Raw genomic sequence first — 21,414 nt, 5'->3', positions numbered from 1 at the left:
CGTTCAGTAAGCGCCCGCGACAGTCACGTCGGGGCGCTGCGTCGGTGCATCATCCGTCATCACCGCGCCCAGAGCAGCGCGGCTGGTGCCAACCGCCGTCGTGTTTTCCCCCAGAGAAAACACCGCGATTCCAAGTGCGGTTATGGCACAGACGGCAACGCCAAAGGCGAGTTCGGTCGTCATTCGTCGTACCCCGGTTTCATACTCTTGACCTGTCGAACCCCGCCTGCAGAGCAAAGGTTCCGACGATCGCCGATTAGATGAATCAAATTTGTAAAACCGGTCAGGCGTGATGCACATCCGCCCAGCGTTCGATCAGGCGCATCTGCAGGTTGCGCGAGCGGCTGGCCCAGTACGCGCCGCCCGGCGGCTGCTCCATCTGCTCGCGGGAGAGCGCGGCGCGGCGTTCGGTATCGGCTGTCAGGATCGAGAAGACGCCGGGCCGCCCCCCGGGCAATTCCACGAACCCCGTCAGCGCGCTGACGAAGTTGAGCGTGCCGGTCTTGGCGAAGATCGGAACCTGCCGCGCCATGGCCTCGCGGCGTTCATTCACCAGCGGCATGGACTTGAGGATGGGGGCGAGATCCACCGCCGGACCGAGCCGCGCAAGCGCACGCGCCATGTCGGCGGCGGAGATGCGGGAGCCGGTGCCGAGCCCGCTGTGATCGAGAAGCGCGGGCGAGGTTCCCGGCACCTGCCCCGCCACCCAGGAGCACATGCGACCGGCGGAGGCGGCGAGGCTGCCCGGGCGCTCTCCCCGCGCGGTGGACGCAGTCAGCCCGATCGTCTCGGCCGTCAGGTTGGTGGACCATTTGAGCATGTCCCGCAGCATCTCCCGCAGGGGCTGGGACCGGACCTGTGCGATCACGGTCCCGCCGGGGCGGGCCGACACCTCCACCGGGGCATCCAGAACGATCCCGTTGGCCCGGGCGAAGGTCTGGAACACCTCGGCGGTATAGGCGGCGGAATGGCGGACGGGCAGCCAGCGGCTGCCGCCGTTTCCGAGAGCGCCGCCTGCGACCGTCCATGCCTCGACGTTGCCCTTGTCCGCATAGGTGTAGACCGGGGAGCCGCGATCCACGACGGACATCTGCGCCATCGTCACCGGCGGGCGGTGCGTTCCGGAGCGGGCATCCATGTCGACGCTGTAGCCGGCCCCGGCCCGGCGCCATTCGAAGTGGACGCGGTTGTAGTTGAGGTTCAGCCCCGACAGACCCGGATTGTACCCGACATGGACCGGCTGATCGGGCTCGATGGCCGGCAGCGAGGGCAACGCGCCCGACCAGACGAGAAAGCGCCCCGTCACCTCGATGACGCCGGCGGCCTTCACACCAGCGGCAAGCTCGGCGAGGCGATCGGTATCCAGCGTCGGATCGCCCGAGCCGGCAAGGACGAGATCACCCTCGAGCCGCCCGTCCCGCACCGGCCCCGTCGCGATCACCCGCGTCTCGAAGATGAAATCGGGCCCGAGAGTATCCAGTGCGTAGCTCGCGGTCAGCGCTTTCGCCGTGCTGGCGGGCGGCAGCGGCAGATCGGGGTTCATCGCTTCCAGCATCTGGCCCGTCCGCGCATCGATCAGCGCAAAGCCGACGCGTGCCCCGGAGCCCAGCTCGGCGGCGGCGACGAGGTCCGATGCCTCGGGCGCCAGCTTCGCACGCCCCCCGCCGGGATTGGGCATCGGCCGCAGGGAGGTCTCGGGAGGCTGGGCGAGCGCATGGCTTGCGAGGCCCGAGAGGGCTCCGGCAAGCAGCGTGCGGCGGGTGAGGCGATCAGGTGTCATCATGGCGCCGGCACGATTCCAAAGCCGGCGCCCCTCGGCAAGGGGCCGCGTCGCACGACCTCGCGCCGCGGGACCACTTGTCCGTGATCGTCGCCCGCGTTGCGAACATCACCCCCGGCGTCGCGCGCGGCCCCTCATGCGGCGCAATGCGGCTTCAACCCCGGCCGCCCTTGCGATAGGGAGGACGGGAACTCGCGCGGGGGACCGCTCCCCCGCTGCCCGTTGCCAGGGGAACCCGATCCATGAACGCACCGCAGCGCGATACCACATTCTTCGGCGATGCCCTCGCCTCCCGCGATCCCGAGATCGCCGAGGCCATCGGCCTCGAACTCGGCCGTCAGCGGGACGAGATCGAACTCATCGCCTCCGAGAACATCGTTTCCCGTGCCGTCCTCGAGGCGCAGGGATCCGTTCTCACCAACAAGTACGCCGAAGGGTATCCCGGCCGCCGCTACTATGGCGGCTGCGACTATGTCGACGTGGCCGAGAACCTCGCCCGCGACCGGGCCAAGCAGCTCTTCGACGTCCAGTATGTCAACGTGCAGCCCAATTCCGGCTCTCAGGCGAACCAGGGTGTCTTCACCGCCCTGCTGCAGCCCGGCGACACGATCCTCGGCATGAGCCTCGACGCCGGCGGCCACCTGACCCACGGCGCCAAGCCGAACCAGTCGGGCAAGTGGTTCAACGCGGTGCAGTACGGCGTGCGCAAGCAGGATCACCTGATCGATTACGACCAGGTCGCCGAGCTCGCCGCCGAGCACAAGCCGAAGATGCTGATCGCCGGCGGCTCCGCCATTCCGCGTCAGGTGGATTTCGCGAAGATGCGCGAGATCGCCGACAGCGTCGGGGCCTGGCTTCTCGTGGACATGGCGCACTTCGCGGGCCTCGTGGCCGGCGGCGCGCATCCCTCGCCGTTCCCCCATGCCCATGTCGCGACCACGACGACGCACAAGACCCTGCGCGGTCCCCGCGGCGGCATGATCCTCACGAACGACGCGGACATCTCCAAGAAGGTCAACTCCGCGATCTTCCCCGGCATCCAGGGCGGCCCGCTGATGCACGTCATCGCCGCCAAGGCCGTCGCCTTCGGCGAGGCGCTCCAGCCCGGCTTCCGGGACTACGCGGCGCAGGTCGTCTCCAACGCGCAGGCTCTGGCTGACCAGCTCATGAAGGGCGGCGTGGACATCGTCACCGGCGGGACGGACACCCACGTCGTCCTCGTCGACCTGCGCCCCAAGGGCGTGACCGGCAAGGACACCGAGGCCGCTCTCGGCCGCGCCAACATCACTTGCAACAAGAACGGCATCCCGTTCGACCCCGAGCCGCCCGCAATCACCTCCGGCGTCCGCCTCGGCTCCCCCGCAGGCACGACGCGCGGCTTCGGCGAAGCCGAGTTCCGCCAGATTGGCGACTGGATCTCCGAGGTTGTCGACGGGCTTGCGGCGAACGGCGCGGACGGCAATGCTGAGGTCGAAGCGAAAGTGAAGGCCGAGGTGCAGGAGCTCACCGGCCGCTTCCCGATCTACAGCTGATCCGGACCTGACGACCCGGATGCGGCGCGGCCCGCCGCATCCGGCCCTTCCCGCCAGACCGCCCGGGACCCACAAAGGCGGATCTCCCACGCGACGGGACCCTCATGGCGACGACAGATCCAGACTTTCCGACCCCCGAATACCTGGCCCGCCTCGAACGCACCCGCGCCGAGATGGAGAAACGGGGGCTCGATCTCCTTGTCTGCGTCGATCCCTCGAACATGCACTGGCTGACTGGCTACGACGGCTGGTCCTTCTACGTCCATCAGGCCGTGATCCTCGGCATGGAGGGCGAGCCGGTCTGGTGGGGCCGCGCGATGGACGCCCTCGGGGCGATGCGCACGGTCTTCATGTCCGACGAGGCCATCGCGGGGTATGACGACAGCTACGTCCAGAACCCCGAGAAGCATCCGATGTCGATTCTCGGGCAGCTGATCGAGGGGCGCTTCCCGAATGCCCGGCGGATCGGCGTCGAGCTCGACAACTACTACTACAGCGCCGCCGCCCACGCCGCCCTGCAGGAGGCGCTTCCGAACTGTCGCTTCTTCGACCAGGTGGGCCTCGTGAACTGGCAGCGCACCTGCAAGTCCCCCGAGGAGATGGTCTATATCCGCCGTGCCGCGCGGATCGTGGAAGCGATGCACCAGCGCATCGTCGAGGTGGCCGAACCCGGCATGCCGAAGAACATGCTCGTGGCGGAGATATTCAAGCAGGGCATTGCCGGCGCGGACGGCGAATGGGGCGACTATCCCGCCATCATGCCGATGGCGCCCTCCGGCATGGACGCGACCGCGCCCCACCTCACATGGGACGGCACGCCACTCACCTCCGGCGTGCCCACCTTCTTCGAGATTGCCGGCGTCCACCGCCGCTACCACGCGCCGCAGGCCCGGACGCTGTTCCTCGGCGAAGTGCCGGACAAGTACCTCGCCGCCGAGGAGGCCGTCCTCGAAGCAACCGAGGCTGCGCTTCGGATGGCCCGCCCCGGCAACCGCGCCGAGGACGTGGCGAATGCCTTCAACATGACGCTGAACGCCCGCGGCTTCATGAAAGAAGGCCGCGTCGGCTATGCCGTCGGCCTCTCCTATCCTCCGGACTGGGGCGAGCGTACGATCAGCTTCCGCCCCGGCGACCAGGCGATCCTGCAGCCGGGCATGGTGTTTCACTTCATGCCGGCCCTCTGGCTGGACGATGGCGGCATCGAGATCACCGAGCCGATCCTCATCACCGAGGACGGCGTCGAATGCCTCTGCTCCACTCCCGCAAAGCTCTTCGTGAAGTAACCCGGCGCGGGCGGAGCAGGCTCTCCGCCGCCTTCGCGCAAGAGGGGCCGGGACAGAGGCCGACCGCCTACATGCCCGCGATCACGGTATCGGTCGTTCGCTGTACATGGGACGAGATGATCCGGATCGCCTCGTCCACGTCCCGCTCCATTGCCGCGTCGAAGAGCGCACGGTGCTCGTCGTGGATGTCCCTCTCGCGGGCAGTGTTTTTGCGGGAGAAGCGGCGGTAGCGTTCGTGCTGGCGGTACATGTGCTGGCGCATCCTGAGAAGCCACCCCGACGTGCAGGCTGCGACGGTGGCGTCATGGAATTCAGTGTTCCGGACCTCCCACTGGTAGAGATCGGCCTCGCTCGGATTCTTGTCCCGTTCGAGGCGCTCGAGCCGATGATAGGTGGTGATCAGGCGCTCTTCCCACGCCACGTCCCCCGCGGGGATCGACTGGCGAAGAGCCTCGACCTCGAGAAGCTTGCGCAGATCGCCGATCTCCTCGGCATCCTTCGCCGAGATCGGCGCCACGATGAACCCCCGCTGGCCCTGCAATTCCACAAGGTGATCGCCCGAGAGGCGGGCCAGCGCCTCGCGCAGGGGAGCCGCGCCGAAGCCGTAGCGGCCGCGCAGCATCTCGATCTTCATCTTCTCGGAGGGCGACAGGGCACCGGCGACGATGTCGTCCCGGATCCGTCGGTAGGCCCGCTCGGCATTGGTCTTCTCGGGTGGCTCGGCCTGGGGCGCGCTCATGCTGGTCCTCGTTCGGCTTCCCTGTTTACCCCTGCATAACCCGGGGAAGAACCCCAGGCAATAATCTCGATTTTTTAAGTTGACCCACGATTAATATCGATATTCCTTGTGGCACGTCTGGCGGAGGAGCCGGGCGAGACGCGGGGGGAGCGGTGCGATGATTAACGCCGATGGGGAGAGTGCGGATGCGGTGGCGCATGGGCGCGCGCCGGGCATCCTGGCGCGCATCAGCGCCGCTGTGGCGCGCCTCGAAGCGTGGATGGCCGCGGCGGCAATCCTGGGTGTGTTCTGTCTTCTTCTGTGCAACGTCATCTCCCGTGCCTTGGGGGCGCCGCTGATCTGGACGGACGAACTGGCCGTCTACCTCATGATCGTCGGAGCGTTCCTCGGCGCATCGGTCGGCATCGAGAAGCGTCAGCATATTTCCGTCACCCTGATGGTCGACACGTTGTCGGAGCGAACCCGCCGTCTCTACACGCTCGTCGTCGATCTTCTGCTGCTCGGCTTCTTCGTGGTGCTCGGCCTCATGCTGTGGCGGTGGTTCGATCCACTCGGCCTGATGCGCGCCGAGTCGATCCAGGCCTTCTCCCTCGAGACCTTCAACTTTCTCTATCAGGAGCCGACCACCACGCTCGGCATCCGCAAGGTCTGGTTCTGGCTCATTCTGCCGGTCTTCTGCATCACCGGCGCGCTCCATGTTCTGGCGCGGTTCGGGCGGCCTGAGGAGATGCCGTCATGATGGCCGGCGGCTCCTTCCTCCTGCTGCTTGCGATCGGCGTCCCCATCGCCTTCGCGCTGCTGCTGCTGGCGCTCATAATCATCGCGCTCGGTGGCAATTTCGTCCTTCTCCAGAGCTATCCGCAGCAGCTTTTCGGCGGGCTGGAGAATTATGGCCTCCTGGCCCTGCCGCTCTTTATCCTGCTTGGGGAGTTCATGAATTCGGGGGGGATCGGACGACGCCTGATGGCGCTCGCGCTGGCGCTCCTGGGGCCGGTCAAGGGCGGGCTGGCCTACGTGAACCTGATGGCGAACATGCTGATGGCGTCGATCCTGGGATCGACCGTCGCCCAGATCACGATCATGTCCCGCCTTGCGGTTCCCGAGATGGAGAAGGCCGGCTACCCGCGGGACGTCTCCGTCGCCATCACGGCGGCCGGCGGTATGCTCGCGCCCATCATTCCGCCGTCCATGATGTTCATCATCTTCGGGGTCATCGCGCAGATCCCCATCGGCGATCTCTTCATCGCCGGGATCGTGCCGGGGCTCATTCTGTTCGCCGCGTTCATCGGTGTGATCGCATGGCTCGGCCGACGACACGGCTTTCCCCGCACCGAACCGATGCCGTTCAGGGCCCGCTTGCACTCGGCCGTGGATGCCCTGCCCGCGGCCCTGATCCCCGCCGTCATCATCGGCACGATTCTGGGCGGGATCGCGACCCCGACCGAGGCCGCAGCGATCGCGTCGCTCATGGCGGCGGCCATCGGGCTCGGCATCTACCGCGAACTGAAGCTGTCCGACATCTGGCCCGCCTTCGCGCGCTCCGCGGCCTCCAGCGCGCTCGTTCTCTTTCTGATCGCGGCGGCGCAGGTCTTTTCCTGGGTGATCACGTTCGAGAACGTACCGGCGCAGGTTGCCGCGGCGCTGCAGGCCATGACCTCCTCTCCGATCGTCTTCCTGCTCCTGCTGAACCTGCTCCTGATCTTCCTTGGCATGGTCACGGACCCGATCCCGGCCATCATCCTGATCGTTCCCGTCTTCCTGCCGGTCGCGACACAGGTCTACGGGATCGACGTCTTCCAGTTTGGCGTCATCGTTTGCCTGAACCTGACCGCCGGCCTGCTGACGCCGCCGGTCGGAACGGGTCTCTTCACGGCCGCCCTGATGGGGGAGGTGCGCGCGGAGCGGCTGGCCCGTCTGATCCTGCCGTTCTTCCTTGCCGTCTTGCTGGTGATCGTGGCGCTGATCCTGTTCCCCGTGCTCAGCCTCGGGCTGGTGGAGGCGATGGGATGAGCCGCGTTCTCATCCTCGGGGGCGGTCTCATCGGGGCCGGATGGGCAGCCGCCTTTGCCGGCGCAGGGCACGAGACCGTGGTGCTTGATCCTGCACCGGATGCGGCGGAGCGGTGCGCCCGGGTCTGGGACGAGGCGCGCCCGGTGCTCGCCGCGCTTGGCCGCCCGGCGGCGGAGGTCGCCCCGCGCGTGGTCGCGCGAGCGGAGGAGGCCGGGCCCGCCCACTTGGTGCAGGAGGCGCTGCCTGAGGATCTGGCGCTGAAGCATCGCGCACTGATCGCCCTTGAGCCCTTTCTTCCCTCGGATGCGGTCGTGGCGAGTTCATCATCGGGGCTGACGGCGGAGGAGATCGCGGCGCCGCTCCAGCAGCCGGACCGGCTGCTGATCGCCCATCCCTGCAACCCGCCCTACCTTATGCCAACCGTGGAGATCGCGACCGGACCCCGCACCTCCGAGGTTGCCGCCGCAAAGGCCGTGGCTCTCTACACAGGCATGGGAAAGACCGTCCTGCAGCTGAAGCGTCCGGTGCCGGGGCACCTCGTGAACCGGCTGCAGGCTGCGCTTTGGCGGGAGGCGGTCCATCTGGTGGCCGAAGGCGTGGCGTCGGTGGAGGACGTGGAGCGCGCGGTCAGGGTCGGGCTCGCCCCGCGCTGGTGCCTGATGGGCCCGTCCGCCGTCTTCCATCTCGCCGACGAGACGAATGGAATGGCCGGCTTTTGCAGGACGCTCGGGCCCGCCTTCGAGCGCCTGTGGGGGGATCTGGGCGAGCCGTCCCTCGATGAGGAGGTCGCGCGCATCCTCGATGCGGGGATGCGCGCCGCGGATCCAAGGCCCGTCCCCGAGATCGCCGCAGCCCGCGATCGGGATCTGCCCCGGCTCATGACGGCTGTGGCAGATCTCTCGGGAGGTGCGCCGGAGGTAGACACCCAAAACTGAAATATCGATATTGATGGTTGTAAGACCAATAATATCGATATTTACTCAGCACAGGGCGCGGGGAGCGTCCGTTCCACGTTTCGGGAGGAGAACCGAAGATGACACGGAAGACGACAGCCCTGCTGGCCATGACCGCCAGCGCCCTCGTGACCCAGACCGCCGGCGCCGAGGAGTACCGGATGGGCCTCATCACCCCGCCGTCCCACCAGTGGACGCAGGTCGCCGAGGCCGCGTCCAACGAGATCGGCGAGCGCACCGAAGGGCGTGTCGAGATCCTGATCTTCCCTTCGGGACAGCTCGGCAGCGAGTCCCAGATGCTCCAGCAGCTCCAGACCGGCGCCGTCGATTTCGCCTTCCTGACACTCGGGGAGTTCGCGAACCGCAACCCCGATTACGGCATCTTCCTCGCGCCTTACCTCGTGGACGACGTGGCCGGCGCGCGCGAGATCCTGAAGGGTGACGTCGCCGGTCGGCTTCTGGACGGAATGACCGAGTTCGGCCTCGTCGGGCTCGGCTGGGGCATGGCCGGGATGCGGATGATCGTAACCGCGGATCCAGTGGACAGCGTCGAGGATCTCGCCGGCCTGAAGATCCGCACGATCCCCTTCGCCCCCGAGCTGGCCTTCTGGGAAAGCCTCGGCGCCGCGCCGACACCGATGCCGCTGCCGGCGCTCTACGATGCCTTCGCCAACGGCCAGGTGGACGGCATGCAGATCGACGTCGAGGGCACCTGGAACAGCAAGTACTACGACCATGCCGGGCAGATCATCATCTCCGACCACATGATGTTCCCGATGGCGGCCGTGGCCTCGGGGCGGAGCTGGCAGTCGATTTCCGAGGAGGACCGCGCGGTGATCGAAGAGGTCTTCGGTCAGCGGGTGGACGAGATGGTCGGCGCCTATGCCGACATCGATGCGGAGTACCGCGAGAAGCTGGAGGGAACGGACGTGCCGGTCCTCGAGGCCGACCGTGCCTGGTTCGGCAGCGCGATCGACGACTGGTACGCCGAGTGGCGCGAGAAGGCGCCCATGCTCGAAGAGCTCGAAGCCGAGGCAAGCGGCCTCTGAGCGACGCTTGAGACTGAGGGGCGGCCGACCGGGCCGCTCCTGCGGATCACCTGGAAGGATAGACCCAAATGACCGAGTTCCGCGATTTGCGTTACGTCCGCGTCGAGGTGGAGGATCTGGATGCGGCGACGCACTTTTCCGCCGATGTTTTCGGCCTCCAACCCGCTGACAGAGACGGCGAGCACGCCATGTTCCGCTCGGACGAGAGGAACTATGCGCTGTGCTGCTCCACCGCCGGAGACGGGGAGGCGGTGGCCCTGACCGTCGGGAGCCGCGCGGCGCTCGAGGACGTGCGGGCGCGCCTCGAGGGCGAGGGCGTCGCGGTGTCGGACCTGGACAGGGATCAGGCGGCCGCGCGCCAGGTGAAGGCCGGGATCGCCGCCCGCGCGCCGAACGGGGTCGCGGTGGAGATCGTCTGGCGCCCGCTCACCTCGGGCTGGCGCTACCACGGCCCTCGGGATGCGGGCCTCTGCGGCTTCCAGTCCGTGTCCATGGCCTGCACCGATATTGCGGCGAACGAGCGCTTCTGGACCGTCGGCCTCGGGCTCCGCGTCGCGGACTGGGCGGGCGACGCCGTCTTCCTCGCGCTCGACGACGCGCATCACCGCATTGCGCTCTACCCCTCCTCCAGGGACGGCCTTCTCGGTGCGACCTGGGCCGTGGAGGACAAGAACTTCGTCATGGGCGGGTGGTACGCCCTCAAGGCACGGCAGGCGCCGATCGTTGCCGGTCCGGGTCGGCAACCGACCTCGGGAGCGATGTTCGTCACGACCCGCGCGCCGTTCGGTCTTCTGATGAGCTATGCCTGCGAGATGGAGGAAGGCCCCGAGCTCGCCGAGCGGGGGCCACGTCAGTTCGCGGATGCCGCCGCCAGCCACTGCGCCTGGGGATCCCCCACCGATCAGACTGAATTCCTGGGAGAACGGACATGATCGAGCTGAACGACGTCGTCTATTGCCGTCTCGGCACCACCGACCTTGCCGGCGCGGAATGGTATGCCACCAATATCCTGGGCCTCGAAGTGTCGGACCGGCGCCGCGGCGCGGTCTACTTCAAATCCGACTCCCGGGCCCACACTCTCTGCTACTTCGAGGGCGATCCCGAGGATCAGGCCACCGCGTTCGAACTTGGACGAAAAGAGGATCTCCATGCGGCCGGGGCCGCGCTTGAGGCGCTTGGGCACCGGGTCCATTACGGAAGCCGCGCCGAATGCGAGATGCGCTTCGTGCGCGAGTTCATCCGGTTCAATGATCCCACGGGCAACACGATCGAGTTCGTCGTCCGTCCCGAGGCGACCGGGCAGCGCTACCACGGCACGCGCGATGCGGGCATCACCGGCTTCAGCCATGTCGGCCTCTGCACCACCGACGCCGAGCGGGACGAACTCTTCTGGACCACGGTCTGCAACGCGAGGGTCAGCGACCGGATCGGCGACGCGCCCCTGATGCGTCTGGGGACGATCCACCATTCCATCGCGCTCTTCCCCTTCCACAAGGCGGGGATCCAGCACATCAACCACCAGGTCGGCGGCACTGACGACATTCAGCGCAGCTTCAACTTCGTGCAGGACAATCAGGTCAACGTCACCTTCGGCCCGGGCCGCCATCCGACCTCGTCAGCCGAGTTTCTCTACTTCACCGGCCCCGAAGGCATGACCTTCGAATATTCCACCGGTGTGCGGGAGATCCACGACGAGCCGCTCTGGCGTGACCGGCAGTTCCATTTCGCGCCGAAGGGCTTCTGTCACTGGGGCGCCGCCCCCCGGATCGCTGCCTTCGAAGACGGCTCCATCTGATGACGGGACAAGACGACATCGCGCGCACCGTGCGCATCGCGGCGCGGGCGCTGGGACGGGCAGGTCTCGTCCATGCGTACGGGCATTGCTCGGCGCGGCTGCCGGGAGAGGACACGTTTCTCGTCTGCCCGCCCGTGCCGATGGCCCAGGTGGCGAGCGGCGCGGAGTGCACGGCGGTCCCCGTGACCGGCGCCCTGCCGGAGGGCGTGCTGGGCGAGGTGCGCCTGCACCAGAGGCTCTACGCGAGCCGCCCGGATGCCGGAGGCGTCGTTCGCTTCATGGGGCCGAGCGTCATGGCCCTTGGCGCGATCGGCCGGACGCCCCGGATGCGCCACGGCTTCGGCACCTACTTCGCTCCGGGCGTCGGGCTCTGGGAAGATATCCAGCTGATCCGGGAGGATGATGCGGCGGACGGAGCCATCGCCGCGATGGGGAAGAGCCGGGGCCTCCTGATGCGGGGCAACGGCGCCGTCGTGGTCGGGGACAGCCTCGAAGAGGCGGTGGGGCTTGCCTTCTACCTAGAGGATGCCTGCCGCATCGAGCTGGCGGCGTTGGCCACGGGCCTCGAGGACAGCCCCGAAATCGGCACCGAAGAGGCTGAGCGCAGGGCGACCCGCTCCGGACGCATCTTCGAACGTATGTGGGACCATCTGACTGCGGGCGATCCCGAATTGCCCGCCAGCCAGTGAAAGGACGGACGTGAGCAATTTTCTGAATTTCATCGACGGCGAGTTCGTTGCCGGGGCGGGCGAAGCCTACCCCAACCATTTCCCCACGACGGGGGAGGTGATCGGCGAGGTGCGTGCGGCAGATGCCGCACAGGTGGATGCCGCCGTGGGCGCCGCCCGCGCCGCGCTGAAGGGGCCCTGGGGCCGGCTTTCGGTGCCCGACCGGGTCGTCCTCTTGCGCAAGCTCGCGGCCGGCATCAACGCCCGCTTCGACGATTTCCTGGCTGCCGAGATCCGCGACACGGGCAAGCCGCGATCCCTCGCGAGCCATATCGACATCCCGAGGGGCGCCGCCAATTTCGATGTCTTCGCCGATCAGATCCTTGCCGATCACACGGAGACCTTCCGGATGGCCACGCCCGACGGGCGCGGCGCCCTGAACTATGCGCTGCGGTTGCCGCGCGGGGTGATCGGTGTCGTGTGCCCGTGGAACCTCCCGCTGCTTCTCATGACCTGGAAAGTCGCCCCCGCTCTCGCCTGCGGCAACACCGTAGTCGTCAAGCCCTCCGAGGAAACGCCGGCGACGGCGGCGCTCCTCGGGGAGGTCATGAACGACGTTGGCATTCCGCGCGGCGTCTACAATGTCGTGCAGGGACAGGGTGGCGGCAGTGCCGGCGAGTTCCTGACGCGGCATCCGGGGGTCGACGGCATCACCTTCACCGGGGAGACCACGACCGGCGAAGCCATTATGGCCGCCGCCGCGAAGGGGGTGCGCCCCGTCAGCCTCGAACTGGGCGGCAAGAACGCGGGCATCGTGTTCGACGACGCGGATGTGACGAAGACGCTGGAGGGCCTCGGCCGAGCGTGTTTCGCCAATACCGGGCAGGTCTGCCTCGGAACCGAGCGCCTCTACGTCCAGCGTGGCGTGTTCGACGAGATCGCGGAGGGACTGGCAAAGGCGGCGCGGGGCTATCGGATGGGCGATCCGTTCGACGCGGCCACCACGCTCGGCCCGGTCATCTCCGAGCGCCAGCGCGCCAAGGTCATGTCCTACTATGACAGGGCCCGCTCGGAAGGGGCGGAGATCCTCGCTGGCGGCACCGCCCCTTCGCTTCAGGGGTACGAGGGCGGCTACTGGGTCGAACCGACGGTCTGGACCGGCCTGCCCGAGACCAGCGGCGTCGTCACCGAGGAGATCTTCGGGCCCTGTACCCATATCTGCCCCTTCGACGACGAGGAGGAGGGCCTCGCGCTCGTCAACGACAGTCCCTACGGCCTCGCCACGACGATCTGGACCGAGAACCTGACCCGCGCCCACCGGGCGGCCGAGGCGATCGAGGTCGGCATCTCGTGGATCAACTGCTGGTTCCTGCGCGACCTGCGCACGCCCTTCGGCGGCTCCAAGCAATCCGGTATCGGCCGCGAAGGCGGGGTCCATTCGATGGAGTTCTATTCGGAACTCCGCAATGTCTGCGTCAAACTCTGAGGACACGAAAATGCTGAGCGAAGAGCAGCGGGCGGAGGCGGTCGCCTCGCTTCTGGAAAGCCACCGAACGAAGGTTCAGGGCGAGCGGCCCTCCCAGATGTTCCCCGGTATCGAGATCGAGGACAGCTATGCCATCTCCTCCGCCGTTGCCGAGCGGAAGGTGAGGGACGGGGCGCGGATCGTCGGCCACAAGGTCGGCCTGACCTCGCGGGCGATGCAGGCGTCCTCGAAGATCGACGAGCCCGATTACGGCTATCTTTTCGACGACCTCGTGCTGCAGGACGGGGCGGTGGTGCCGTTCGAGAGCTTCTGCGTGCCGCGCGTCGAGCCGGAACTGACCTTCATCCTCAAGGAGCCGCTCAAGGGCCCCGGCGTCGGTCTGGTCGACGTGATGCGGGCGACGGAATGGGTCGTTCCCTCCATCGAGATCATCGACGCGCGGGTGACGGAGCCGCGGAAGATCTACGACACCGTGGCCGATAACGGCGCGGCGGCGGGAATCGTTCTCGGCGGGCGTCCGGTGCGGCCCGAGGATGTGGACCTGCGGTGGGTCGGTGCCGTGTTCTATCGCAATGCCGGGATCGAGGAGACCGGGCTCGCCGCCGGCGTCCTCGGCCACCCGGCCATGGCGATCGCCTGGCTTGCGAACAAGCTCGGCCCCCTCGGCACGACCCTGGAGCCCGGCCACATGGTCCTCTCCGGCTCGTTCACCCGCCCCGTATGGGCAGAGAAAGGCGACACGCTCCACGCCGATTTCGGTCCGCTCGGCTCGGTCGCGGTGCAGTTCTCATGACCGAGGCGCCGAAGAACCACTTCAAGCGCAGGCTTCTTGCGGGCGAGGTTCAGCACGGGCTCTGGATGTCCCTCGTAAGTCCTGTCGCGGCCGAGGCCCTGTCCCTCGTGGGGTATGACTGGCTGCTCTTCGATGCCGAGCATTCGCCGGTCGAGATCGCGGGCCTTCAGCCGCTCCTTCAGGCCGCAGCGGCGGGGTCTTCGTCCTGCGTCGGACGGCCCGCATGGAACGACAAGGTTCTGATCAAGCGCATGCTCGACATCGGCTGCCAGACGCTCCTCATTCCCTTCGTGCAGACGGCGGAGGACGCCCGCGCGGCAGTCGAGGCGTCGCGCTATCCGCCGGCGGGCATACGGGGCGTTGCCGGCGGCACGCGCGCCAGCCGCTTTGGCCTCGCGTCGGACTATTTTTCCACGGCCAACGAGGAAACCTGCATCATCGTCCAGATCGAGACGGCCCACGCGATGGAGCGACTGGAGGAGATCGCGGCTGTCGACGGGGTGGACGGTGTCTTCATCGGCCCGTCAGACCTCGCCGCGTCGATGGGCCATCTCGGTCAACCCGCCGCCGCTCCGGTGCAGGAGGCGATCCGAGCCGCCGCAGAGAGGATCGGAAGCGCCGGCAAGGCGCCCGGCATTCTCGCGACCAAGCCGGAGGACGCACGTCGCTACAGGGACTGGGGCTACCGCTTCGTCGCAGCCTCGGTGGATCTCGGCCTTCTGGTCGGAGCGGCGAAGGGTGTTCTGGAACGGGTCCGCGGGTAGCTCGTCGCGGCATATCCATGCGAGGGGCCGGATCGCTTTTGCGGCCGGCCCACGCTCCCGACCATGAGCATCGCCGCCCTAGATGCGCAGCGCCTCGATCCCTTCCGCTGCCGTGGTCAGGCCGCTCGGGACCTTACAGATGTCGTCGCGATCACGAGCCCGGTCCTGCCTCGGGCATTTCACACGTCGGGCGGCACGCCTGCCGCCACCTCGACGGTCACATGCTTCATCCCGGTCGTCTCGCGCACGCGGCCCTTCACGGCGCGGCGCACATCGTCCGCCACCGCGCCGGGCGCGAGGTCGACCTCCAGCGTCGCCATGGGACGCTCCTGCGTGATCGACCAGGCATGAACGTGATGGGCGCGTGCCACCCCGGGCAACGTGGCTTCCAGATCGGCCGCGATAGCGCGGGCGTCAAATCCGGCGGGCGCGCCTTCGAGCAGGATGTGTCCGCTCTCCCGCACCACGCTCCAGGCCGAGCGCAGGATGAGGAGGGCGACCAGTACCGACAGGATCGGGTCGATCGGCGTCCAGCCTGTCCATATGATGATCAGCGAGGCCGCGATCGCAGCGACCGAGCCCAGGAGGTCGCCCATCACGTGCAGCGCTGCGGCGCGGACGTTCAGGTTGTCGCCCTCGGTGCGGCTGAGCACTAAGAAGCACAGCACGTTCACCACGAGCCCCCCCACGGCGACCCAGAGCATCAGCCCGCCCAGCACCTCGTGCGGATCGAGCATGCGCTGAACGGCCTCGAAGAGGATCCACCCCGAGACGGCAAAGAGCGTCAGCCCGTTCACGAAGGCAGCCAGCACCGAGAAGCGGTCGAAGCCATAGGTTCGCTTCCAGTCCGCCGGCCGCCGCGCCAGCCGGAAGGCGAACCAGGCAAGGAGCAGCGAGGCGAAGTCGGTCAGCATGTGGCCCGCATCGGCGAGGAGCGCGAGCGACCCGGAGATGAGCCCGCCGATGACTTCCGCCCCCATGAAGCAGCCGGTCAGGCCCGCGGCGATGAGGATCGCGCGTTCCTTCGACCGGCGCGCCTTCGGCGTGTCGCTCGTCGAAAGGCTCGGGCCGTGCGAATGGCCGGCATGGCCGTGTCCGTGGCCATGCGCATGATCGTGTCCCGCCCCCATCAGTGCGCTCCCGCCCGTTGATCCGCATCTGCCGGGAGCGCGGCGAGGCGGCCACCGGGCATGGGGTGGGCATCGGCATCCAGCAGTTTGGTGCGGCGGAGGTATCGGTCGGGCATGGCGGCACTCTTGATTCGTCGGGTCCGCATGGTGGATACAATCTACAGCGGCTGTAGGTTCAAGGGGTGATCGCGATGCAGGGCCATTCCATAGGCGCGCTTTCAAAGCACACGGGCGTGAAGGTCACCACGATCCGCTACTATGAGGCGCGTGGTCTCCTGCCCGATCCCGGCCGCACGGGCGGAGGGCAACGCCGCTACGGCGATGACGAGCTGGACCGCTTGTCCTTCATCGCTCATGCCCGGCAGCTCGGCTTCGACCTCGACGCGATAGCCGAACTGATCGCGTTGCAGGAAACGCCCCATGGTGCTCATGGCGACGCGCACCGCATCGCGACGGATCGGATTGCCGAAGTCCGTAATCGGATCGAGCGGTTGCGTCGGCTGGAGGCGGAACTGGTCCGCGTTGTGAATGCCTGCGACGGTCATTCCGATGGCCAACCCTGCCAAGTGCTGCACGCCCTGGCGGATCATCAAGCTTGCAAGGGCGAGCACTGAGACGGCACTGCTTGCCGAGGCGTCCATTCTGACGTTCCGCAGCGTCCGGCAATTCAGGGCTCAGGACGGACTTGCGGCCATGCGCGAGCCAGCCAAGAACCACCGTCGTCCACGCTCTTTCCGGCCGTCCAGCCCCCTGCCCGACCGCAGCGACTGACGACCCTCTGCCTAGCCGACCGCGGGCACTTTCGGTTCAATGCGGACCTTCGCCGGATAGGCCTTCGCAGCGGCGCAGCTTCCGTCAAGCCTTAGGAACAAGGGACGCGGCCGTGTGCTGTAAAGTGAAATATGGCGGAGACGAAGGGATTCGAACCCTCGAGACCCTTCCGGGCCTACTCCCTTAGCAGGGGAGCGCCTTCGACCACTCGGCCACATCTCCGCCGACGCGTATATCCCGCCAAGCGTAGGATCTACAAGGCGAAATTCGGAATTCTCTTTGCGGCGTCCTCAAGGTCCTCAAGCCGTTGAAATGGCGACAAAAGGCACCGGGCAGCATCTAAGTTGGGAAAGATTTGGTCAATTCCCTCCTGCGGGTTCGCGGTTCGGGCCGTTGGCTGGGTCGCGCGACATCGCGGTGGCGGTCAAGCGTGAGCTCGTTGCGCTACTCGGCGCTGAGGTTGAGCTGTTCCTTTCCCTGTCGACTTCAGGCGACGACTTCGGTTTCGGCTCTTCCGAGGGCCGAGCAGGGATTCATGATGGCAATGCGGATCTGGACTTCGGCGGTTTGGCGGTCCGGATCGCGTGCCATGATCCGTTCGCCATCGGGTCGCTCGCATAGCTCAGTGCGCGAGATCGCGGCGGGGCCATCGGGCGTCCAAGCGAGGTCATTCCGCCGGATCCGGATGAGCTGGAGGTGACGTCGACTGCACGAATATCACCCCTCGTGGTGTCCATCGCCAGGTGAACCTTGCGCCACTCTCGCCTGCGCGCCCCACCATGCTTGCGGGCCAGCCCTTCGCCATCACTGCGGAAACGGATGCCGGTCCTGTCGATCGGCAGGTTCGGGGGATGGCCGCCTACCACGAGAATACCTGACTATTTTGCATTGAACTGGTGATGCCGCCTCTGTAAGCGCGTCCCGAACAGCGTTTCGGTAGCCGGAGACAGATCATGAAAAGCGGTATTCTTCTGGGTGTCGGCAGCCTCGCCGTGGGGCTCGCGGGCCCGGCGGCGCTGGCGGAGCCCACGTCCTACCCTCTCGAGATCGAGAACTGCGGCGAGACCGTGACCTTTCAGAACGCGCCGCAGAACGCCGTGGCACTGGGTCAGAACACAGCCGAGATCATGTATCTGCTCGGGCTCGAGGACCGGATGGCCGCGACGGCCTTCTGGCCGAACGACGTCCTGCCGGTAGTCGAAGACGCCAACGCGAAGGTCGAAACGCTGACCGTCGAATTTCCGACGCTGGAAGCGGTCCTGTCCAGGCAGCCTGACTTCGTCCCGGCGATGCTCGTCACCCTCATGGGCCCGGACAGCAAGGTGGCCCAACGGTCTGACTTCCAGCGGCTGGATATTCCGACCTACCTGTCACCGAGCGCGTGTTCGGTGACGGAGATTTCGAGCGACATCTACGGGGCCCGCGACGAGCTGTGGTCCATGGACCTGGTGTACCAGGAGATTGAGGACCTTGCGCGGATCTTCGATGTGGCCGACCGCGGCGACGCGCTGATCGAGGACCTCAAGGCCCGCGAGGCCGCTCTGCGGGAGGAATACGAGGATCGCGACGATCTCACCTTCCTGTTCTGGTTCTCGAGCCCGTCACCGGAGGACGACGCCTATCTTGCCGGCGGAAACGGCCCGTCGGGTTACATCGCGGACGTCCTCGGCGGCGCCAACGCGCTCGAAACCGAGGCCGAATGGCCCTCGCTCGGGTGGGAAGGGATCATGGCGACCGAGCCCACCGTCATCGTGGCAGCCCAGGTGGATCGTGAACGATGGAATCTGGACGACGCCGAGAACAAGATCGAGTTCCTGGAATCCGACCCGATCGTCAGCCAGATGGAGGCCGTGCAGACCGGACGCATCGTCACGATGCCCGGCGCAGCCATGAATGGGAGCATCCAGACCCTCTATGGCGCCGAGCAAGTTGCGGAGCAGCTTGAGGACCTCGACCTGCCGCAATGATGTCCAGCGTCGCAAGCACCAGCCAAGGGGTCCGGTTGCCGCTCTTGATGGTCGGCTCCTTGGTTGCTCTCGCCGTCGCCATCGCAACGGCGACCGCGATCGGGGACTACACGATCGGGCTCGGGACGGTCGTCCTGTCGATCACGAACGAGCTGGGCCTGACCGGCGCCGAGCTCTCACCGATCGAGCAGAGCGTTGTCTGGGATCTGCGGCTCAGCCGGGCGCTCGTTGCGGCCCTCGCCGGTGCAGGCCTCGCGCTCAGCGGCACGATCCTGCAAGCCCTGTTGCGCAACGCGCTGGCGGAACCGTTCGTGCTGGGCGTCTCGGCCGGGGCGTCCACCGGGGCGGTCTGCGTGATCGTCCTCGGGATCGGAGCGGGCAGCAACGCCCTCTCCTTCGGCGCCTTCGCCGGCGCCTTCGCGGCCTTTGGCGTCGTTGCCCTCCTGTCGAACGGCGCCACCACTGGCCCCAGCCACACGATCCTGGCCGGTGTCGCCGCATCACAGCTTTTCAGCTCGCTGACCTCCTACATCGTCACGACCTCGGGAAATGCCGAACAGGTTCGCAACGTCATGTTCTGGCTGCTCGGCAGCTTCGGTGGCGTGCGCTGGCCCGATTTCCAGCTGCTGCTCATCATCGTGCCACTGGGGCTTGCCGTTTGCATGTACCTCGGGCGCGCGCTCGACGCCTTCACATTCGGCGATGAGGACGCGGCGGCCCTCGGCGTGCCCGTGGGCCGTATCCGCATCGTCCTTTTCGCGGTGACGGCAATGATGACCGCGGCAATCGTCAGCATGATCGGCGCGGTCGGTTTCGTCGGCCTCGTGGTGCCCCATGCCGCGCGCTATGTCGTCGGGCCGATGCACATGCGCCTCTTGCCGGCGAGCGCCATCGTGGGGGCGGTGTTCATGGTGACTGCAGATATCGTGTCGCGGGTGATCGTGTCGCAGCAGACGATCCCGATCGGTGTCGTGACCGCGCTGGTGGGCGTGCCCTTCTTCGCCGTCATCCTCTATCGGGCGAGGCCGCAGGCATGAGCATTCTTGCCGAGAACCTGACCTGGGGCGTCAGGCGCAGGACGATCGTCTCGGGCATCTCGATCTCGGTGGAACGGGGAGAGACGCTGGGGCTGGTCGGGCCCAACGGCTCGGGCAAATCGTCGCTCCTGCGCCTGCTGGCCGGGCTGAAACGCCCGGGCGCCGGAACTGTGACGATCAACGGCCGGGACATCGCGCAGGTGCCCCGAAAGGCTCTCTCCCGCGAGGTGGCTTTCGTGCAGCAGAGCGCCGCCACCGAGACCAGTGTCACCGTCCTCGACGTGGTGCGGCTCGGCCGAACCCCACATCGCTCGGCCCTGGCCGGGTGGTCCGCCCGGGACGAATCCGCAGTCGTGAAAGCCCTTGAGCGCGTGGACATGTGGGGCCGCAGGCAGCAGTCATGGCAGACATTGTCGGGCGGAGAGCGCCAGAGGGTGCATATCGCCCGCGCGCTCGCGCAGACGCCGCAGGTCATGTTCCTCGACGAGCCGACGAACCACCTCGACATCCATCACCAGATCGAGATCCTGCGCATGGTCCGCGACCTCGACCAAACGAGCGTCGTCGCGCTGCACGACCTGAACCTCGCCGCGATGTTCTGCGACAAGATCGTGGTCCTGCAATCGGGGTCGGTCTTTGCCTCGGGGACGCCGGAAGATGTGCTGACCGAAACCCTTCTGAAAAGCGTCTTCAAGGTGACGGCAGACGTCACACGAACGGCGGCAGGCGCCGACATGCATATCCGGTTCATGCCGTAGACCGCCCTTCGCCCGCGGAAGACGAAGCATCTCACAGGCCGCCGCGAGGGATGGCTCCGCAGGAAATCGCAGGGAACGGGCAAGTCTCGGCCCGCCCCCTCCTCTGGCCGCACGCGGGCTTACCGGATCACGTGAACGCAGGTTCCGGCATGGCGGACGACGCGGGCGGCGGTGGAGCCGAGGAAGAAATCCTGCAGGCCCGGACGGTGCGAGCGGATGACGATCAGGTCGTAGGCATTGTCCCTGGCCATCTGCACGATGGTCGACGGCGCGTGGCCGGAGACCACGAGACGGCTCACGTCGGGCGCATCCTTCAGCACCTCTTCGAGGGAGGCGGCGATATCGGCGCGGGTCTGGTCGATCAGCCCGGCCGGCACGTCGGCGGACATATAGAGCGGCACCTGCTCCACCACCGAGACTGCGGTGATCTTCGCGCCTTCGCCGGCAAGTTCGCGGGCGACGGCGAGGGATTCGTGCGCAACGTCGCCCTGGTCGGGCGCGACGGGAATGAGAATGTTCTGGTACATGAGCGTTACCTCCTGGCCCGGACGATGACCGACCGGGCCGGAGGACGCCTTGATCTGGATCAGGCTGGCGCGAAAAGCGTCAGCGCCTGATCGCGGCCACGATGGCGAGGATCACGGCCGCGCCGATGGCCCCGACGATGAGCAGCAGGATCAGGCCCAGCGCGCCCAGCGCGATGACGCCGAGGGCGGTGAGGATGAACGGCACCGCAACGGCGCCGACGACACCCGCGATCAGGTAGAAGATGCGGTTCCGGCCGCCCGCGATGAGTGACGCGATGTAGCCCGCGATCAGGCCCACGATGACGAGAAAGATGAGGCCGACCGCACCGAGCGCGTCGAAGAAGGTTTCCATGGCTGAACGTTCACTCCGTT

At 67.1% G+C, this 21,414-nt stretch carries 22 protein-coding genes, 1 tRNA gene and 1 pseudogene; 16 read left to right on the top strand and 8 right to left on the bottom strand.

The window, feature by feature from the left end; translation table 11 throughout:
* Nucleotides 1–3 precede the first annotated feature (3 nt).
* Nucleotides 4–183, bottom strand: coding sequence for a hypothetical protein (locus tag DQG15_RS17035; protein WP_116087398.1), 180 nt, complete (start codon nucleotides 181–183; stop codon nucleotides 4–6).
* 100 nt (nucleotides 184–283) lie between these two features.
* Complete coding sequence (gene dacB / locus DQG15_RS17030) at nucleotides 284–1,783, bottom strand: D-alanyl-D-alanine carboxypeptidase/D-alanyl-D-alanine-endopeptidase (RefSeq protein WP_370454197.1); 1,500 nt, start codon at nucleotides 1,781–1,783, stop codon at nucleotides 284–286.
* A 239-nt stretch (nucleotides 1,784–2,022) separates the two neighbouring features.
* On the opposite strand from dacB, the gene glyA reads away from it, so the two are divergent.
* Nucleotides 2,023–3,312, top strand: coding sequence for a serine hydroxymethyltransferase (gene glyA, locus DQG15_RS17025; protein WP_116087396.1), 1,290 nt, complete (start codon nucleotides 2,023–2,025; stop codon nucleotides 3,310–3,312).
* A gap of 104 nt (nucleotides 3,313–3,416) precedes the next feature.
* Entirely contained in the window at nucleotides 3,417–4,595 is a 1,179-nt protein-coding gene (locus DQG15_RS17020) for a M24 family metallopeptidase (protein ID WP_116087394.1), read from the top strand.
* 67 nt (nucleotides 4,596–4,662) lie between these two features.
* Here DQG15_RS17020 and DQG15_RS17015 read toward each other — a convergent pair whose 3' ends face one another.
* Entirely contained in the window at nucleotides 4,663–5,334 is a 672-nt protein-coding gene (locus DQG15_RS17015) for a GntR family transcriptional regulator (RefSeq protein ID WP_116087392.1), read from the bottom strand.
* Nucleotides 5,335–5,491: 157 nt separating this feature from the next.
* Here DQG15_RS17015 and DQG15_RS17010 point away from each other — a divergent pair, with 157 nt between their 5' ends.
* From DQG15_RS17010 to DQG15_RS16965, 10 genes are all read left to right on the top strand, one after another.
* Nucleotides 5,492–6,073 carry a TRAP transporter small permease gene (locus DQG15_RS17010; RefSeq protein ID WP_116087390.1) on the top strand — a complete coding sequence of 194 codons (582 nt, stop codon included), beginning with the start codon at nucleotides 5,492–5,494 and terminating at the stop codon, nucleotides 6,071–6,073.
* Nucleotides 6,070–7,344 (top strand): TRAP transporter large permease, encoded by a 1,275-nt coding sequence (locus tag DQG15_RS17005; protein WP_116087388.1) that lies wholly within the window; start codon nucleotides 6,070–6,072, stop codon nucleotides 7,342–7,344. The genes DQG15_RS17010 and DQG15_RS17005 overlap by 4 nt, the downstream gene beginning before the upstream one ends.
* Nucleotides 7,341–8,279 carry a 3-hydroxyacyl-CoA dehydrogenase NAD-binding domain-containing protein gene (locus DQG15_RS17000; protein WP_116087386.1) on the top strand — a complete coding sequence of 313 codons (939 nt, stop codon included), beginning with the start codon at nucleotides 7,341–7,343 and terminating at the stop codon, nucleotides 8,277–8,279. The genes DQG15_RS17005 and DQG15_RS17000 overlap by 4 nt, the downstream gene beginning before the upstream one ends.
* A 98-nt stretch (nucleotides 8,280–8,377) precedes the next feature.
* Nucleotides 8,378–9,346, top strand: coding sequence for a TRAP transporter substrate-binding protein (locus DQG15_RS16995; RefSeq protein ID WP_116087384.1), 969 nt, complete (start codon nucleotides 8,378–8,380; stop codon nucleotides 9,344–9,346).
* 68 nt (nucleotides 9,347–9,414) lie between these two features.
* Nucleotides 9,415–10,278: a VOC family protein gene (locus DQG15_RS16990; protein WP_116087381.1), complete on the top strand. Its 864-nt coding sequence runs from the start codon at nucleotides 9,415–9,417 to the stop codon at nucleotides 10,276–10,278.
* A complete protein-coding gene (locus tag DQG15_RS16985; protein WP_116087379.1) occupies nucleotides 10,275–11,141 on the top strand; it encodes a VOC family protein in 867 nt (288 codons plus the stop codon). The genes DQG15_RS16990 and DQG15_RS16985 overlap by 4 nt, the downstream gene beginning before the upstream one ends.
* On the top strand, nucleotides 11,141–11,830 hold the full coding sequence (locus DQG15_RS16980) for a class II aldolase/adducin family protein (RefSeq protein ID WP_116087377.1): 690 nt from the start codon (nucleotides 11,141–11,143) through the stop codon (nucleotides 11,828–11,830). Before DQG15_RS16985 ends, DQG15_RS16980 begins: the two co-directional genes overlap by 1 nt.
* Before the next feature lie 10 nt (nucleotides 11,831–11,840).
* The gene (locus tag DQG15_RS16975; protein ID WP_116087375.1) at nucleotides 11,841–13,295 is read left to right on the top strand and encodes a 2-hydroxymuconic semialdehyde dehydrogenase; all 1,455 of its coding nucleotides are present in this window, start codon (nucleotides 11,841–11,843) and stop codon (nucleotides 13,293–13,295) included.
* A gap of 10 nt (nucleotides 13,296–13,305) precedes the next feature.
* Nucleotides 13,306–14,088 (top strand): fumarylacetoacetate hydrolase family protein, encoded by a 783-nt coding sequence (locus DQG15_RS16970; protein WP_116087372.1) that lies wholly within the window; start codon nucleotides 13,306–13,308, stop codon nucleotides 14,086–14,088.
* A complete protein-coding gene (locus tag DQG15_RS16965; RefSeq protein WP_116087370.1) occupies nucleotides 14,085–14,852 on the top strand; it encodes an HpcH/HpaI aldolase/citrate lyase family protein in 768 nt (255 codons plus the stop codon). The genes DQG15_RS16970 and DQG15_RS16965 overlap by 4 nt, the downstream gene beginning before the upstream one ends.
* A 179-nt stretch (nucleotides 14,853–15,031) precedes the next feature.
* On the opposite strand, the gene DQG15_RS16960 is transcribed toward DQG15_RS16965, so the two are convergent.
* Complete coding sequence (locus DQG15_RS16960) at nucleotides 15,032–15,982, bottom strand: cation diffusion facilitator family transporter (RefSeq protein ID WP_116087368.1); 951 nt, start codon at nucleotides 15,980–15,982, stop codon at nucleotides 15,032–15,034.
* Nucleotides 15,983–16,173: 191 nt separating this feature from the next.
* On the opposite strand from DQG15_RS16960, the gene DQG15_RS16955 reads away from it, so the two are divergent.
* Nucleotides 16,174–16,596 carry a helix-turn-helix domain-containing protein gene (locus DQG15_RS16955; protein ID WP_116087707.1) on the top strand — a complete coding sequence of 141 codons (423 nt, stop codon included), beginning with the start codon at nucleotides 16,174–16,176 and terminating at the stop codon, nucleotides 16,594–16,596.
* 289 nt (nucleotides 16,597–16,885) lie between these two features.
* On the opposite strand, the gene DQG15_RS16950 is transcribed toward DQG15_RS16955, so the two are convergent.
* Nucleotides 16,886–16,975 (bottom strand) — tRNA-Ser (locus tag DQG15_RS16950).
* Between the two features lie 264 nt (nucleotides 16,976–17,239).
* Nucleotides 17,240–17,604 (bottom strand): annotated as a pseudogene (locus DQG15_RS16945) (transposase); the annotation flags it as partial.
* A 102-nt stretch (nucleotides 17,605–17,706) separates the two neighbouring features.
* Between DQG15_RS16945 and DQG15_RS16940 the strand changes: the two are divergent.
* From DQG15_RS16940 to DQG15_RS16930, 3 genes are read left to right on the top strand one after another with little or no spacing between them, the layout of a single operon-like run.
* A complete protein-coding gene (locus DQG15_RS16940) occupies nucleotides 17,707–18,720 on the top strand; it encodes an ABC transporter substrate-binding protein (protein WP_116087364.1) in 1,014 nt (337 codons plus the stop codon).
* Nucleotides 18,717–19,757, top strand: a complete 1,041-nt coding sequence (locus DQG15_RS16935; protein WP_198665184.1) for an iron ABC transporter permease — start codon at nucleotides 18,717–18,719, stop codon at nucleotides 19,755–19,757. The genes DQG15_RS16940 and DQG15_RS16935 overlap by 4 nt, the downstream gene beginning before the upstream one ends.
* A complete protein-coding gene (locus DQG15_RS16930) occupies nucleotides 19,754–20,515 on the top strand; it encodes an ABC transporter ATP-binding protein (protein WP_116087363.1) in 762 nt (253 codons plus the stop codon). The genes DQG15_RS16935 and DQG15_RS16930 overlap by 4 nt, the downstream gene beginning before the upstream one ends.
* Nucleotides 20,516–20,634: 119 nt before the next feature.
* Here the strand turns inward: DQG15_RS16930 and DQG15_RS16925 are convergent, their stop codons facing one another.
* Together DQG15_RS16925 and DQG15_RS16920 are read right to left on the bottom strand one after the other, a co-directional pair.
* The gene (locus DQG15_RS16925) at nucleotides 20,635–21,042 is read right to left on the bottom strand and encodes a universal stress protein (RefSeq protein ID WP_116087362.1); all 408 of its coding nucleotides are present in this window, start codon (nucleotides 21,040–21,042) and stop codon (nucleotides 20,635–20,637) included.
* 79 nt (nucleotides 21,043–21,121) lie between these two features.
* Complete coding sequence (locus tag DQG15_RS16920) at nucleotides 21,122–21,394, bottom strand: GlsB/YeaQ/YmgE family stress response membrane protein (RefSeq protein WP_116087361.1); 273 nt, start codon at nucleotides 21,392–21,394, stop codon at nucleotides 21,122–21,124.
* Nucleotides 21,395–21,414: the final 20 nt, after the last annotated feature.

It is taken from the genome of Tropicimonas sp. IMCC34011 (assembly GCF_003390865.1).
Taxonomy (GTDB): Bacteria; Pseudomonadota; Alphaproteobacteria; order Rhodobacterales; family Rhodobacteraceae; genus Tropicimonas_B.
Note: the sequence above shows the minus strand (reverse complement) of the source record. Positions and strands in the feature narration are given on the sequence as shown.